Genomic DNA, 15130 nt, shown 5'->3' with positions numbered 1-15130 from the left:
GAAAGGCGTCCGACTGCTTCAACCCATGGTAACCGCGGGGCATTCCCCAGCGGCAGGAGCGCGGGCCTCAGCGACCAGGGAGGAAACGGCGCACCAGGCCCCCCGCCGCCTTCAGCTCGGGCGCCCGCATCGCCGCCAGCAGCGCGATGTACACCGCGACCACGACGAGGCCGATGATCGCCGTGCCCACGGCGCCCTGGATCTTGTCCGAGGCGGTCCAGCCGTCGGCGCCGCCCATCAGCTGGAACACGCCCCACCCGGCGAAGCCCGCGGGAATCGCCGCCACCGCGAAGCGGCCGATCGAGGTCGCCCACGTGCGCACGCCGAGACCGCCGAGGCGACGATGCAGAAGCCAGGTCGCGACGACCGTCTGCAGGGTGCTCGCGACGGACTGGCCGAGGGCGACCGCGGCCGCGAGCATCGTGATCGGGATCACCCCGGCCTGGTACAGCCCGCCCGCGAGCAGCGCCGTCGCGACGATGAGGACGCACTGGAAGATCGTGAACCAGAACGGCGTGCGGGTGTCGTCGTAGGCGTAGAAGGTGCGCTGCACGATGAACAGGATCGTCAGCGGGATCAGGCTCACGAGGTAGCAGAGCAGAACCAGCGCGGCGGCCTCGGCGTCGGGCGCGGAGCTCGTGAACACGCGCGACGCGGGGATCGCAGCGGCGGCCACGGCGGCGACGGCCGCCACGATGAAGAACAGCAGCGTGCGGATGCTGCGCGAGATGTCGGCGCGCACCTCGGGGTCGCGTCCGGCCGCGGCGTGCTCGCTGATCTGCGTGAAGTAGGGCGTCCCGATCGACAGCACGATCACGGAGTACGGCAGCATGAAGATCAGCCACGCGTTCGCGGTGACCGTCGCGGAGGCGCCCGAACCGGAGGCCTCGCTCACGATGTTGCCCTGGAGCACGCCGGCGGCCAGGCTCGCGAACGCCATCAGGAAGGTCCAGCCGGCGAGCTTGCCGACTGTGCCGAGGCCCACGCCGCGCCAGTGGAAGTCGGGCTTGAGGGCCAGCCCGGTGCGCCGCCAGAACACGAGCAGCACCAGCGCCTGCAGCGCGATGCCGAGCGTGGCCGTGCCGCCGAGCGTGGCGATCATCGCGGGCGTCCACTCCGCCGCCTTCGTCGGCACCGGGGCGAACAGCGCCCCCAGGATCAGGAAGCCGATGATCGAGACGATGTTGTTGACGACCGGTGCCCACGTGAACGGGCCGAAGATGCGTCGCGCGTTGAGGGCCTCGCCCAGCAGCGCGTACAGGCCGTAGAAGAGGATCTGCGGGAGGCACCAGTAGGCGAGCGCGGTCGCCAGGGCCTGCGCCTCCAGCGGCGCCCGGCCAGCGACGAGCACGACCAGCCACGGGGCGGCGATCGTCGCGACAGCGGTGGTCGCGACCAGCACGACCGTGCCGAGCGTGAACAGCTTCGAGATGAACGCGTTGCCGCCGTCGGCGTCGGCCGTGGCCTTCACGATCTGCGGCACGATCACCGCCGTCAGCACGCCGACCGAGATCAGCGAGAACACGCTGTTGGGCAGGGTGTTGGCGAAGGTGAAGGCGTCGGCGGCCTCCGAGCCCACGGCGCCCAGCACGCCCACCAGCACGATGCTGCGGAGCAGACCGGTGAGGCGTGACACCAGGGTGCCGGCGCCGATGATGGCGCTCGCGCGTCCGAGGCTCGTCACGGGGTCTCCTTCGTCGGCGGGGCGTCGCGGTCGAGTGCGCGCTCCTGCGCCGCCGCCTCGGCCTCCTTCTCCTCGATCAGCTCGTCGACGGCCACCTCGACCGCGTGCTCCTCGATGGCCTCCCGGCGCTTGCGGCGCACCGTGCGCACCACGCCGAGGGCGATGAGCAGCACGGCGAGGCCGCCGAACACCACGAGCCCGATCGTCTCCCACTCCGCGCGCACCGCCACCCTCACCGACTGCTCGGACTGGATGGGCACGCCCGTGGGGCTGGACAGGCTGAGGCGGAGGTCGAGCTCGCCGCTGCCCACCCGCGCCGACACGGGCACCTTGACCCGCGTGCTCGACTGGGGCTGCACGACCGTCTCGATCATGGGCTTCACCTCGAGGCGCGGGTCGCTCGGCGAGGCGGACAGCCGCACGGTCACCGGCCACGGGAGGTCGTTGCGCACCGCGATCGGCAGGTCGGCGTTCGCGGTGAGGAGCTGGATGGTGCTCGACGGGGGGATGCTCACGCTCGACAGGGTCGTGGTCGTGCGGGCGCGGTGGGCCGCGACCTTCTCGGCGAACGCGGCGTCGGACGACCCCACCGCGATCGTGCGCAGGATGCGCATCCGCTCCGGGGCGAGCAGCACGTCGGGCTCGCTCAGGATCGACGAGAACGCGGTGAGCGACTGCTCGTCGGTGAGCAGGTTCACGAGGTCGGCCGAGCGGGGGGCGGCGGCCGCCTCCGGCAGCGTGACCGCGACGGGAGCGGCGGCGCGGACCGTCGACAGCTCGAACCCGACGGAGTCGGCGGCGGAGATCGCGTCGCGCAGTGCGTCGGCCGTGCGGGTCTCGTCGCGGTCGAGTCCGACCAGCAGCGGTGCGCCGCCCGTGGCGCCCTGCGCCAGGAACAGCTGCGCGGCGGCCTCCGCGAGCAGACGCTGCCGCACGACCGGATCCGACGCCCCGGCGGCGCCCGAGAGCGCAGCGGACGTCGCGGCGTCGGTCACCAGCAGGTCCTGTCCGCCCGCGGTGGCGTGTGCGGCGGTGGGTCCGCCGACCGTGTCGGACGACACGACCGTGGTCGTGCCCTGGCCGAGGTACCCCGCGAACGCCGTCACGTCGGCCTGGGTGAGGTCCTGCTCCGGCCACACGATGCGGGGGAGAGCGCCGTCGACCTCGGTGAGCGTCGCGTCGTCGGGCAGGGCGGGCGCGTTCGTGCTCCCCGGCGAGGGGCTCGGTGTCGACCCCGGCGCGGACGTGGGCTCGGCGGTGGCCTGCTGCTGCGGGAACGCGGCGGGGTCGAGGAGGGCGGCGAACGGCAGCGGGGACAGCAGCGCGCTCAGGCCCGTCTGCGCCTGCACCGTGACGTCGGCATCACCGAACTGCAGCGCGAACCGGGGGTTGGGGAGCTCGTCGAGCCGCGTCAGCCACTCCCTCGCCGACTCCGGTGCCGCGGTGCCGAGGGCGCGGATGGACGCGAGGATCGCGGGGTCGATCGCGAGTACGGCCGTGGTGCCGGAGACCCCGTCGAGCTGCGCCGTGAGCGCGCCCTCCGGTGCGGTCAGCGTCGTGAGCTCCTCCGCCGTCAGCAGGGCGCCGCCGGCCGGGGTCGCGGTGACGGGCACGAGGACGCCGACCGGGCTCGCCGAGGGCGCGTTGACCACCAGCACGCTCGTGGCCGTGGTGTCCCACGTGGCCGCGCGCTCGCCGCCGGTGTCGCCCGTGCGCGCCCCGGTCAGTGCCGCCCGCAGCGGGTAGACGCCGGGGGCCAGGGTCTCGATGGTCTCCTGCGGCACGAACACCGTGGTCGTGGCGATGCCGTCCGGGTCGGCGGCCTTCGACGCCTCGTCGCCGAGGGAGACGAAGGAGCCGTCCGTCTCACCGTCGTCGAGCCAGTCGCTCACGGCATCGGAGGTGGGGAGGGGCGTGCTGCCGAGCTCGATCTCGACCCGTCCGGCGCTCAGCTCGGTCTCGGTGCCGTTGGTGATCGTGACGACCGCTGACGTGGAGGTGCCGGGGGCGACCACGCCCCGCAGCCCGGCGGAGACGTGCAGCTCGACCGTGCGGGTGTCGTCGTCGCCCTTCTGATCCGCGGCGGCCGCGACCGCGGGAACCGCGACGGCGCACACGGAGGCGGCGATCACCGCGGCCGCCAGCCGTCGCAGGCGCACACGGAGGCCCGTGTGGGGGGTGATCGCGGTCATGAAGGTCTTCCTCGAACGCCGGGGAGGGGCGGATCGTGAGTACTGACCCTGCGATTCTAGGAGGCGCGAGGGAGGAGAACCCTGAAGACGCGTAGAGTGACGGCCGTGTCCGACGCCCCCGCACCCGTCCCCGACCCCGTCCGCAGCGCCCGCCTCGCCGCCGATCTCGACGCCGCCGACCTGCGGTCGGACCCGCTCCGGCAGCTGTGGGGCACGGAGGCCGACGACGCGCTCGGCCGCGGCATGCGCGAGCCGATCCTCCGCGCGATCGCCGACGACGACGGTGTGCTCGCGACCCTCGGCCGCCTGTTCGTGCTCGGGCTCCCGCAGCCGGAGGCCGCCGTCGCGTCGGCCCTCCCGACGCTCGGAGTGGATGGACTCGTGGCCCTGGGGCTCGCGCGCGTCGAGGGCGACACGGTCGCACCGTGCGCGCTGCTGCGCCCGCAGTCGTTCGTCGACGCCGACGGGGTGGGCGAGTGGTGGATCGCGAGCGACCTCGATGAGGTGGCGCTGGACGGCCCCTTGCCCGCCGACCACGTGCTGGGCGTGGGCGGGGCGTCGCGCACCCTCGCGGAGACCGTCGTGCCGGTGCAGGTGGAGCGCGCGCTCGACCTCGGCACGGGCTGCGGCATCCAGGCGCTGCTGGTCGCCCGGCGCGCGGGCACGGTGGTCGCGACCGACATCTCCCGCCGCGCCCTCGCCTACGCCGAGCTCAACGCGCAGCTCAACGGCGTGACGAACATCGACTTCCGCCACGGCAGCATGTTCGACCCGGTCGCGGGGGAGGCGTTCGACCTGATCGTGTCGAACCCGCCGTTCGTGATCACCCCGCGCACCGAGGGCGTGCCCGCGTACGAGTACCGCGACGGCGGGCTCGTCGGCGACGCGCTGGTGGAGACGTTCGTGCGCGCGGCCCCGGCGCACCTCACCCGCGGGGGCATCGCGCAGCTGCTCGGCAACTGGGAGTCCCGGCAGGGCGTCACCGGGCTCGCGCGGCTCGAGGCGTGGGTGCCCGCCGACCTCGACCTGTGGGTGATCGAGCGCGAGGAGCTGACGCCCCTGGCGTACGCGGAACTGTGGATCCGCGACGGAGGGACCACGCCCCGCGATGCCGCGTTCGTGCCGCTGCTCACCGCGTGGCTCGACGACTTCGCGGCCCGCGGCGTGACCGCGGTCGGGTTCGGGTACGTGCTGCTGCGCCGCGGCGGCGGCGAGCCCCTACGGCGGGTGGAGCGGCTCGGACAGTCGGTGTCGAACGTGGGCGCGGCGCTCGCCGCGGGGCTCGCCGCGCACGACGTGCTCGCGGCGGGGCTGCCGTCGACGCTGCTCGTGGCGCCCGACGTGACCGAGGCCAGACACCTCATGCCGGGCGACGACGACCCCAGCGTGATCGAGCTGCGGCAGGGCGGTGGCTTCGCGCGCACGGTGGGGGTGGACTCCGCGCTCGCCGGGTTCGTCGGCGCGTGCGACGGGGAGCTCACGGTGGCGCAGATCGTCGGCGCGCTGGCCGACCTGTTCGACGTGCCGCTGGCGGACCTGTGGGCCGACCTGGAGCCGAAGATCCGCTCCCTCGTGCGGGACGGCTTCCTGACACCGGGGGAATAGACGCGGCATCCATGCGTTCGAATACATCATGAAGGCTTTCGGATTCCTCTCCTTCGGGCACTACGCAGACGTGCCCGGCTCGGCGACCCGCACCGCGGGCGACATGCTGAAGCAGACGATCGAGATCGCGGAGGGGGCCGACGAGCTGGGCGTGAACGGCGCGTACGTGCGCGTGCACCACTGGGCGCGCCAGGCGGCCTCGCCCATGCCGCTGCTGACCGCCATGGCCGCGCGCACCGAGCGCATCGAGGTCGGCACCGGCGTGATCGACATGCGCTACGAGAACCCCTTCCAGTTCGCGGAGGAGGCCGCCGCGCTCGACCTCATCGCCGACGGCCGCATCGCCCTCGGCGTGAGCCGTGGTTCACCCGAGACCGCGCTGCGCGGCTACGAGACGTTCGGCTTCCGCGACACCGAGGACCCGGAGCGCGGCAGTGTGCTGGCGCGCGAGAAGTTCGAGATCTTCCTGCGCGCCATCGACGGGGAGCGCCTCGCCCCGGGCGACCCGCGCATGGTGGGTGCCGGGCAGTACCTGGCCATCGAGCCGCAGTCGCCCACCCTCCGCGACCACATCTGGTGGGGCTCCGGCTCGCGCGCCACGGCCGAGGAGACCGGACGCCAGGGCCTCAACATGATGAGCTCCACCCTCGTGACCGAGGCCACGGGACAGCCGTTCCACGAGCTGCAGCGCGAGCAGATCGACCTGTTCCGCGCCGCGTACAAGGAGGCCGGGCACACCGGGACCCCGCGGGTGTCGGTGAGCCGCAGCGTCTTCCCGCTGATCTCCGACATGGACCGCGCCTACTTCGGGCTGCGCAGCGAGGAGAACGGCGACCAGATCGGCGTGATCGACGGGTTCCGCTCCACGTTCGGCAAGACCTACGCCGCAGAGCCCGACGTGCTCATCCAGCAGCTGCTCGCGGACGAGGCCGTGATGGCCGCGGACACCCTCATGCTCACGATCCCCAACCAGCTCGGCCCCGAGTACAACCTGCACGTGCTGGAGGCGTTCGCGGAGCACGTGGCCCCGGCGCTCGGGTGGAAGCCGAACACCGAGGGACCCGTGCAGGGCGACCCGGTCGCCTGACGCCGGTCGCCCCGCGCCGTCCGCGGCTCGGATCAGCCCTTCGCGGGGCCGAACAGCTCCTCGCCGTGCTCGTGCAGGAGCTTGTACGCGTCGGCGAAGGTCTGCGGCTCGGGCTCGCCGGGCGTGCCGTAGCGCGCGATGAGCAGGCCGAGCAGCCCGCGTGCCGGCGGGGTCAGCGGCTTGAGGTGGTCCGCCTCGTTCGGCTGCGGCGTGCCCTCCTCGGGGTTCGGCGGCGTGTAGGCCGGGGTGGTCACGGGCCAGTCGGCCGGATGCCGCGGCCTGTCGAGGTTCACCACGTTCATGAGCGTGTTCGCCGACTGGTCGCGGTCGTTGAGCGGCTTCAGGCCGTGCAACCGCGACAGCGTCGCGGTGACCGAGCCGTGGTGCATCTCGTCGTGGATGATGGTGCCGCGGCGGGTGTACGCCGACACCGCGATCGCGGGCACCCGGCAGCCCAGACGGTCGAACGTGAAGCCCATCTCGCCGGCCTTCGTGTCGGGCGTCGGCTTCGTGGCGGCGGGCGGCGGCACGTGGTCGTAGCAGCCGCCGTGCTCGTCGAACGTGATGAGCAGCAGGGTGTTCACGGCGTTCGAGCCGTCGGGGGTCGCACTCGTGCGCACCGCCTCGTAGATGTCGTGGATCAGGCGGGCACCGGCGCGCACGTCCGAGATGGCGCTGTCGAACACCGGCTCGCCGTCGACCACGCTCTCGCGCGGCGACCCGAACGGCGGGTGGAAGTCGTTGTGGTCGTAGACCATCCGCGGCTCGATGAACGCGTAGGCGGGGAGGGTGCCGTTCTTCGCGTCGGCGTAGAAGTCCTCCATCGTGCCGAAGTGCTCGGTGCGCCAGTACTTCTCCAGCACCGCGGCGTGCAGCATGCCCGTGAACGACACGAGCTGCAGCTTGTCGATGTAGATCTTCCAGCTGACCTTCGCGTCTTCCAGCCGGTTGAACACGGTGGGTGCCGCGGGGGCGTCGATCCACTTCTTGTAGCCGCCGCCGGCCTGGTTCGTGACGAAGCCGTGCGAGGTGGACGCGTGGAAGAACGAGCGGTTGCAGAACGTCTGCGAGGGGACGGCCGCGTACCAGTGGTCGAACACGGCGAACTCCGACGCCAGGGTCGACAGCACCGGCAGCATCTCGGGCGAGAACGAGCCCATGATGTGCCGGGCCTCGTCGACGCTCGGCTCCGTGCCGCCGCGGAGCCGCCGGAAGTTGATGATGTAGTCCTCGAGGAAGCCCGACATCGTCGCCTTCTCACCGTGCGTCGGGGCGTTGAACGGCGCGGACATCTGGTCGACGAACAGGTCGGCGTTGGTCTTCGGGTCGACCGTGCCGAAGATCTGGGTGTTGACGTGCGGGTACTCCTCGCCCGGGTCGGGGTCGGGCAGGCTCATGATCCGGTCGGTGTCGCCCTGGTAGACGTGCGCATCGACCACGGTGCCGTCGGCGGCCGTGTTGCTGTGCGAGCCGAACGCGAGACCCTCGAACGTCTCGCCCTTCGGCAGCGTGTCCTTCGTGTAGAGGTAGCCGAGCAGGTTGTCGAACGAGCGGTTCTCGCCCATCACCACGACCACGTGGTCGAAGCCCGGCTCCTTCCGCGGCGTGAGGGCGGCGAACGGATCATCGCCGGTCGCGAAGCCGTCGCGCGGGTTGTTCCCCGCCACGGACGCGCCGATCGCCGCGCCTCCGGCCCCGCCGATGACGGCCCCCGCGAGTGCGGCACCCCCCACCTTGAAGAACCCGCGGCGGGACGTGTCGCGGGGGGCGGGAGACGGGGAGGGGGAGTCTTCGTCGGCCATGCGCCGATCCTATGACCGGGCGGGGCGGCTCCGCAGGGGTTGGGCGCTGTTCACAACTCCGGAGAAATCGAGCCCCATGGCCGGATCGCAGCGCAGGAGACGACGTGTCGCCCGAGAACTCCGGAGTTGTGAATGGTTGAGGGCGGGTCAGGCGGCGGGGATCCAGAGCACGGCGCCGTCGCGCCAGCCGAGGCCGGCGGGGCCCTCGGGGATCGGCTGCTCGTGGCGGGGGCGGACGACGCGCAGCCGCTTCCCGGCGAACTCGACGATGTAGACCACGTCGGCACCGCGGTACACGTGCGCCACGACCTCGACCGCCACCGGGGCGTCCGCGCCGACCGTCGGCGCCAGGTGCAGGTCCTCCTGACGCAGCACCACCTCGCCCGAGCCGTCGGCGCCCGCACCGGTCAGCGGCACCTGCACGCCCGTGCCGTCGACCGTCGCGGTCACACCGGAGCGGGTCGCGGGGAGCAGGTTCGCCGCCCCGATGAAGTCCGCCGCGAACGGGGTGCGCGGGGAGCCGTACAGCTCGGCGGGCGCACCCTCCTGCTCGATCACGCCGCCGTTCATCAGCACGATCCGGTCGGACAGGCTCATGGCCTCCTCCTGGTCGTGCGTGACGAACACCGTGGTGAGGCCGAGGGTGCGGTGCAGCTCCTTCAGCTCCACCTGCATGTCTTCCCGCAGTCGCGCGTCGAGGTTCGACAGGGGCTCGTCGAGCAGCAGCACCCGCGGCTCGAACGCGATCGCTCGGGCGAGGGCCACGCGCTGCTGCTGGCCGCCGGACAGCTGGGCGGGCATGCGGTCGGCGAGGTGACCCATCTGCACGCGCTCCAGCGCCCGCACCGCGAGCTCCTTCTGCTCGGCCTTGGGCTTGTCGCCGGCCATCCGCAGCCCGAAGCGCACGTTCTCGACCACGCTCATGTGCGGGAACAGCGCATAGCTCTGGAACATCATGCCGAGGTGCCGCTTCTCGGGCGGCAGCTTCGTGACGTCCTGTCCCGCGATCTCGATCGTGCCGCTGCTGGGCGACTCGAGCCCGGCGATGCAGCGGAGCAGCGTGGTCTTGCCGCAGCCCGACGGACCGAGCAGCGAGACGAACTCGCCGGACCGCATCGAGAGGTCGATGCCCTTGAGCACCTTCGTCCCCTTGAAGTCCTTGGTGAGTGAGGTGATGGTGAGCGTTGTCATCAGACGAACAACCTTCCCAGGCCGATGATGCGTTCGAGGACGATCATGAGGACGACGGTGAGCAGGACCATGAGGGTCGAGACGGCCGCCACGGTGGGCGACGTGCTGAACTCCAGCTGGCCGTAGATGGCGATGGGCAGCGTCTCCAGCTGCGGGGTGCGCAGGAAGAGGGCGATGACCGCATCGTCGAACGAGATGTTGAAGGCGAAGAACGCGCCGGCCGCGATGCCGGGGCGGGCGATGGGGAGCACGACGAGCCGGTAACGGTTCCAGGTGCTGGCGCCGAGGGTGCGCGCGGCCTCCTCGGTGAAGTGGTCGGCGCGCGTCATCACCCCGGTCACGGTGCGCATCACGTACGGGATGGCGATGACCACGTGGATCGCGATCAGCACGCCGACGTTCGGCGAGCCGATCGTCAGGGACGCGATCGACAGCGCACCGATGGCGAGGATGATCGTGGGGATCGTCAGCGGCGACATCAGCAGCGCCTGGATCGCGGCCCCGCCGGGGACGCGGAAGCGGGTGAGCGCCAGCGCGGCCGCCGTGCCGATCGCCGCGGCGACGATCGCGACCGTCACACCCACCACGAGGCTCAGGCGGAACGGCTCCAGGTAGGTGTCGGAGGTGAGCGCCTCCACATACCAGTCGAGCGTGAAGCCCTGACCGGGGAACGTGAGGAAGCGGTTCTCGCCCACCGAGGCGCCGGCGACGACGAGCAGCGGCACGAGCATGTACAGCGTCACGACGACGCCGAGGAGGATCGCGAGGATCCGGCCGAGGATCGGAACGGAACGGACCATGGTCACACCTTCTGCTTCCCGAGCCGGGACGTGGCCGCGAGCACGAGCATGACGCCCGCGAACAGCAGCACGGCCTGCGCCGCCGCGAACGCCCAGTCGAGGTTGGTGGTCGCGTCGACGTAGATGGTCTGCGCGAACACGGGGATCTGCGAGCCGCCGATGAAGCGGGGGGTGATGAACGAGCTCACCGACAGCACGAACACCAGCGAGGCGCCCGCGACGATGCCCGGCACCGACAGCGGCAGCACCACGTGGCGCAGCGTGCGCCAGAAGCCGGCGCCGAGCGTGCGCGACGCCTCTTCCAGCTGCGGCCTGATGCCGGAGATCACGCCGAGGATGCTGAGCACCGCGAACGGCAGGAGCACCTGCACCATCGCGATCACCACGCCCGTCTCGGTGCCGAGGAAGCCCTGGGTGCCGCCGACGAGGAGCTCCGCGCCGGGGATCTGCATCATCAGGCCCGACGGACCCATCAGCACCACCCAGCCGAACGTGCGCACCACGACGCTGGTCATCAGCGGCAGGATCACCACGATCAGCAGGAACGAGCGCACCTTCGAGCCGGCCCTGGCCATGATGTACGACAGCGGGATGGCGATGACCAGCGTGATCACCGTCTGGATCACCCCCAGGCGGAGCGAACGCAGCGCCGCCTGGAGGTGATATTCGCTCGCGAACAAGCGGGTGAAGTTGTCGAGGGTGAACCCGCCTGCCGGCGATTGCACGCTCATGAGAAGCATGCCGGCCACCGGGGTGAGGAAGGCGAGCGCGAGCAGCACGATCGCCGGCAGGAGCAGGAGCCAGGGCTCCCTACGGGTTCGGACGCTCATTTGGTGATCAGCGCATTCCACTCATCGGTCCACGCCTGACGCGACGCGGCGATGTCGCCGGGCGCGTAGACGACGACGTCGTCGAGCTCGTCGCCGGTCAGCACGGACTCGGCCGCCTCGTCCGACAGCTCGGCCTTGGTGTTGACCGGGGAGTAGCGCATGTTCTCCGCGAAGACGGCCTGCGCCTCCGGGCGCAGCTCGAAGTCGATGAACAGCTTCGCCAGGTCGGGGTTGTCGCGACCCTCGACCACGTTCGCGGTGATGAGCGACGCCGTCGCACCCTCCTCGGGCACGATGAACTCCACCGGGAGACCCGCGTCCTGCAGCGTGCCCGCGTAGTCCATGGCGTACGGCGCGAGCCAGGTGTCGCGCTGGGCGAATGCGGTCTGCAGGTCGGGCGAGGTCGGCACCACGATCGCGTCGCCCGACGAGGCCAGGGCCCCGAGCTCCGAGATCGCCTCGGACGGGTCGTCGATGCCGCCGCCGAGGGTGTCGGCCACCCGCAGCATCGACAGCACGCCGTACGTGTTCGAGAAGTCGGTCAGCGCGATGTGACCGGCGTACGCGTCGTCGAACAGGTCCTCCCACGAGGTGGGCGCCGGAGCGTCCGCCTCGGTGTTGTAGACCAGGCCGATCGGGGCGAGCTGGATGACGGGGCCCTCGCCGCGCTCGAGACCGGCGGTCGCGATGTCGATCAGGTCGCCGGACTCCGACAGGTCGTCGGCGGCGATCGGCGCGATGAGGCCCTGCTCGGCGGCGGTGAACTCCTGGCCGCCGGAGAAGTGCACGACGTCGATCTGCGGGCTCGCCTTCTGGGCGGTGACCTGCGCGAGCGCGTCGGCGCTGTACAGGGTGATCAGCTCGACCTTCGCGCCCGTCTCCTCCTCGAACGGGTCGACGACGGCCTCGATGAAGGCCTTCTCCCAGTCGCCGCCGAACGACGTGACGACCAGGGTCTCGCCGGCGAACTCCTTCTCGCCGCCGGACGCGGAGGACTCGTCGTCACCGGCGGCACAGCCGGCGAGGACGAGGGCGCCGGTGGCGACGAGCGCTCCGGCGGTGAGGATTCTGCGGGTGTTCATGCACTGCTCCTTCGGGATGGGTCCAGCACGGGGGGAGGGGTGACGCCTAGAGGCGTCCGAGGGTGAGCTGCTTCGCTCCGTCGATGCGGATCGCGGCGCTCTCCTGAGCGAACTCCGCGAGTCCTTCGGTGATGCCGGCCCAGATGTTGACGGGTGTCCATCCGAGCGGGCCGAGAATACGGGCACCACGATCGTAGAAGACGCCGATCTCATACCACTCGAACGGCAGTCCGCCCATCTGCATCGGGCGCTGCCAGTACCACTGCAGATCACCGGGTGCGGGCACGACCTGCTGGTTCTCGGCGGGCACGGCCTCCGGGTCGAAGTTCTGCGCCTCCTCGGGCAGTCCCATCATGACCTCGGGCCCGGCGTACATCGCGTGCATGGTCTGCATGGTGACCGGCTTCTCCAGCGCGCCCCACATCGCCTCGCACGTGCGGGGGGCGAGGTCCTCGAACAGCGTGGCGACGGCGCGGACGCCGTTCTCGTACTCGAGGAAGATCTGCTTGGTCATCGGGTTCCTTTCTTCGCGGCGGAGGATTCCGCCGCTCGTTCACGGGCGGCCTCGACGAACGCCGCGAACAGCGGGCGCTCCTCGGCGGCCTCATCGGGGTCGATCATCTTCTCGGGGTGCCACTGCACCGCCCAGAAGGGCCAGTCGCCGTCGGTCTCGACGGCCTCGACGATGCCGTCGGGCGCCCAGGCCACGGGCCGCAGGCCGGGCGCGGACCGATCGACGGACTGGTGGTGGATGGTGTTCACGATCCGCTCGGTCGTGCCGTACAGGGCGGCGAGGCGGCTGTCCTCGGCGAACACGACGGGGTGCCGCGCCGAGAGCTGCTCGTCGGCGCCGCGCACGGGATGGTGATGCTCGGTGGCGGGGATGTCGACGATCAGCGAGCCGCCGAAGGCGACGGTGCTCACCTGCAGGCCGCGGCAGATCGCGAGCACGGGGAGGCCGCGGTCGCGGGCACCGAGGGCCAGGGCGATCTCGTAGCCGTCGCGGGCGGAGTCGTACGTCTTGCCGTCCTGCGGGGCGCCACCGTAGCGGGAGGGGTGCACGTCTTCCCCGCCGGAGAGCACCAGCCCGTCGAGACGGTCGAGCACCTCGTCCACCCCGCCGGTGGGCGGCAGCAGGACGACGGCGCCGCCGGCCGCCTCGACCGGCGCGGCGTACTCGGCGCCGAGCGTGTGGGCCGGGCGACCCGTGCCGAGGTCGGTGTCGATGAGGCGGCGCCACGTGGTGATGCCGATGAGCGGACGGGTCACGACAGCTCGATCCAGGTGGTCTTGAGGTCGGTGAACTTCTCCATCGCGTGCAGGCTCTTGTCCCGCCCGAAGCCGGAGCCCTTGACGCCCCCGAACGGGATGGTCATGTCGCCCTCCTCGAAGCAGTTGACCCACACGACCCCGGCGCGCAGGCGCCGCGAGAGGGTGTGCACGGCGTTGAGGTCGGTGCTCCACAGCGCGGCGGCAAGCCCGTACTCGGTGCCGTTCGCGATGGCCAGGGCCTCCTCCACGTCGTCGTACGCGATGACCGAGAGCACCGGGCCGAACACCTCGCGCTGTGCGACCTCGTGCTGCGGGGTGACCCCGAGCACGACGGGGGCGAAGTAGCTGCCGCCGTCGACCGCGGCGAAGCGCTCGGGGCTGCCGGCCGCCAGCTCGCCGCCCTCGGCCTGTGCCCGCTCCACGAAGCCGGCGATGCCGGAGAGCTGCTTCTCGCTGACGATCGCGCCCATCGAGGTGCCCACGTCGAACGGGTCGGCCGGGAGCGTGGTGCGGGCCACGTCGGCGGCGATCTCCAGGGCGCGGTCACGCTGCGCCCGCGGCACGAGCAGCCGCGACGAGGCCGTGCACATCTGGCCCTGGTTGTAGAAGCAGCCGTCGGCGGTCGCCCGCACGGCGCGCTCCAGGTCGGCGTCGGGGAGCACGAGGCTCGCGGTCTTGCCGCCCAGCTCGGGCCACACCCGCTTGCCGTTGGAGGCGGCGGCGTAGCCGAGGAACCGGCGGCCGACCTCGGGGGAGCCGGTGAAGGTGACGACGTCGACGTCGTGGTGCTCGCCGAGGGCCCGGCCGGCGATGTGCCCGGCACCGGGGGTGACGTTGAGCACGCCGGCGGGGATGCCCGCCTCGTGCGCGAGCTCGGCGAGGCGGAGCGCGGAGAAGGTGGTGTGCTCGGCGGGCTTGAGCACCACGCTGTTGCCGACCGCGAGCGCGGGGGCGAGCTTCCACGCGGTCATCGTGAGCGGGAAGTTCCACGGTACGACGGCGGCGACCACACCGGCGGGTTCGCGGGTGACGAGGGCGAGGCTGCCCGGCGCGGTGACGGGCAGCTCGTCGAGCACCTTGTCGACGGCCTCGCCGTACCAGCGGAAGCAGTTCACCACGGCGCGCAGCTCGGTCTGCAGGGCCTCGCGCACGGGCTTGCCCATCTCCAGCGAGATGGTGAGGGCGAGCTCTTCGGCGTTGTCGTGGATGAGCTGCGCGAACGCGATCAGGCGCTGCCCGCGCTCGCGGGGGGCGATGCGCGACCAGACGCCGGAGTCGAACGCGGCGCGGGCCGAGCGGACGGCGCGGTCGACGTCGGCGTCCGAGGCGGCGGCGATGGGCGGCAGGGCGCGACCGTCACGCGGGCTGACCGGGGCGAGCGGCTCGGCGGTGCCGTCCTCCCACGCGCCGTCGATGAACATGCGGGTGCGCAGGGTGAGCGTCGCCGCGCGGTCCGCCCAGTCGTCTCCAGTAGCCGTGAACACGATCGTCCTCTCCAGGGGTGATGGCCCTGGAGAGGATACTCGCCCTATTTCGCCACTAGGTCAAGCTATAGCGAACGATCTCGCCATTTCTTTACACTCCC

Annotated in this window: 12 protein-coding genes; 2 read left to right on the top strand and 10 right to left on the bottom strand. The window is 71.7% G+C overall.

Features of this window, described 5'->3' with window-relative positions:
• Nucleotides 1-67 precede the first annotated feature (67 nt).
• Nucleotides 68-1684 carry a murein biosynthesis integral membrane protein MurJ gene (gene murJ / locus KZC56_RS05195; RefSeq protein ID WP_247638032.1) on the bottom strand — a complete coding sequence of 539 codons (1617 nt, stop codon included), beginning with the start codon at nt 1682-1684 and terminating at the stop codon, nt 68-70.
• On the bottom strand, nt 1681-3876 hold the full coding sequence (locus KZC56_RS05190) for a DUF6049 family protein (protein WP_247638031.1): 2196 nt from the start codon (nt 3874-3876) through the stop codon (nt 1681-1683). Before KZC56_RS05190 ends, murJ begins: the two co-directional genes overlap by 4 nt.
• Nucleotides 3877-3972: 96 nt before the next feature.
• On the opposite strand from KZC56_RS05190, the gene KZC56_RS05185 reads away from it, so the two are divergent.
• A complete protein-coding gene (locus KZC56_RS05185) occupies nt 3973-5481 on the top strand; it encodes a DUF7059 domain-containing protein (protein ID WP_247638030.1) in 1509 nt (502 codons plus the stop codon).
• 28 nt (nt 5482-5509) lie between these two features.
• A complete protein-coding gene (locus KZC56_RS05180; RefSeq protein WP_136037430.1) occupies nt 5510-6568 on the top strand; it encodes an LLM class flavin-dependent oxidoreductase in 1059 nt (352 codons plus the stop codon).
• Between the two features lie 32 nt (nt 6569-6600).
• Here KZC56_RS05180 and KZC56_RS05175 read toward each other — a convergent pair whose 3' ends face one another.
• The 8 genes from KZC56_RS05175 to KZC56_RS05140 form a co-directional block, all read right to left on the bottom strand.
• Nucleotides 6601-8370 carry an alkaline phosphatase family protein gene (locus tag KZC56_RS05175; RefSeq protein WP_247638029.1) on the bottom strand — a complete coding sequence of 590 codons (1770 nt, stop codon included), beginning with the start codon at nt 8368-8370 and terminating at the stop codon, nt 6601-6603.
• Nucleotides 8371-8517: 147 nt separating this feature from the next.
• The gene (locus KZC56_RS05170) at nt 8518-9561 is read right to left on the bottom strand and encodes an ABC transporter ATP-binding protein (RefSeq protein WP_136045690.1); all 1044 of its coding nucleotides are present in this window, start codon (nt 9559-9561) and stop codon (nt 8518-8520) included.
• Nucleotides 9561-10361: an ABC transporter permease gene (locus KZC56_RS05165; RefSeq protein ID WP_206252167.1), complete on the bottom strand. Its 801-nt coding sequence runs from the start codon at nt 10359-10361 to the stop codon at nt 9561-9563. The genes KZC56_RS05170 and KZC56_RS05165 overlap by 1 nt, the downstream gene beginning before the upstream one ends.
• Nucleotides 10362-10363: 2 nt before the next feature.
• Nucleotides 10364-11191 (bottom strand): ABC transporter permease, encoded by an 828-nt coding sequence (locus KZC56_RS05160; protein WP_136037433.1) that lies wholly within the window; start codon nt 11189-11191, stop codon nt 10364-10366.
• The gene (locus KZC56_RS05155) at nt 11188-12273 is read right to left on the bottom strand and encodes an ABC transporter substrate-binding protein (protein ID WP_136045691.1); all 1086 of its coding nucleotides are present in this window, start codon (nt 12271-12273) and stop codon (nt 11188-11190) included. Before KZC56_RS05155 ends, KZC56_RS05160 begins: the two co-directional genes overlap by 4 nt.
• A 46-nt stretch (nt 12274-12319) precedes the next feature.
• Entirely contained in the window at nt 12320-12787 is a 468-nt protein-coding gene (locus KZC56_RS05150) for a DUF3830 family protein (protein ID WP_136033794.1), read from the bottom strand.
• Complete coding sequence (locus KZC56_RS05145) at nt 12784-13542, bottom strand: gamma-glutamyl-gamma-aminobutyrate hydrolase family protein (protein ID WP_247638028.1); 759 nt, start codon at nt 13540-13542, stop codon at nt 12784-12786. Before KZC56_RS05145 ends, KZC56_RS05150 begins: the two co-directional genes overlap by 4 nt.
• On the bottom strand, nt 13539-15029 hold the full coding sequence (locus KZC56_RS05140; RefSeq protein WP_136033798.1) for an aldehyde dehydrogenase family protein: 1491 nt from the start codon (nt 15027-15029) through the stop codon (nt 13539-13541). The genes KZC56_RS05145 and KZC56_RS05140 overlap by 4 nt, the downstream gene beginning before the upstream one ends.
• Between the last annotated feature and the right edge of the window lie 101 nt (nt 15030-15130).

Origin of the sequence: Microbacterium sufflavum, from assembly GCF_023091155.1 — a bacterium.
In the GTDB taxonomy this organism is placed as follows: Bacteria; Actinomycetota; Actinomycetes; order Actinomycetales; family Microbacteriaceae; genus Microbacterium; species Microbacterium sufflavum.
The sequence above is the reverse complement of the archived record's forward strand: the minus strand, read 5'-3'. Positions and strand labels throughout refer to the sequence as shown.

What these genes read in the sequence shown, in the direction of transcription:
- KZC56_RS05190 (WP_247638031.1), bottom strand. Translation starts at nt 3,876, where the DNA reads ATGACCGCGATCACCCCCCACACGGGCCTCCGTGTGCGCCTGCGACGG.
- KZC56_RS05180 (WP_136037430.1), top strand. Translation starts at nt 5,510, where the DNA reads ATGAAGGCTTTCGGATTCCTCTCCTTCGGGCACTACGCAGACGTGCCC.
- KZC56_RS05175 (WP_247638029.1), bottom strand. Translation starts at nt 8,370, where the DNA reads ATGGCCGACGAAGACTCCCCCTCCCCGTCTCCCGCCCCCCGCGACACG.
- KZC56_RS05170 (WP_136045690.1), bottom strand. Translation starts at nt 9,561, where the DNA reads ATGACAACGCTCACCATCACCTCACTCACCAAGGACTTCAAGGGGACG.
- KZC56_RS05165 (WP_206252167.1), bottom strand. Translation starts at nt 10,361, where the DNA reads ATGGTCCGTTCCGTTCCGATCCTCGGCCGGATCCTCGCGATCCTCCTC.
- KZC56_RS05160 (WP_136037433.1), bottom strand. Translation starts at nt 11,191, where the DNA reads ATGAGCGTCCGAACCCGTAGGGAGCCCTGGCTCCTGCTCCTGCCGGCG.
- KZC56_RS05155 (WP_136045691.1), bottom strand. Translation starts at nt 12,273, where the DNA reads ATGAACACCCGCAGAATCCTCACCGCCGGAGCGCTCGTCGCCACCGGC.
- KZC56_RS05150 (WP_136033794.1), bottom strand. Translation starts at nt 12,787, where the DNA reads ATGACCAAGCAGATCTTCCTCGAGTACGAGAACGGCGTCCGCGCCGTC.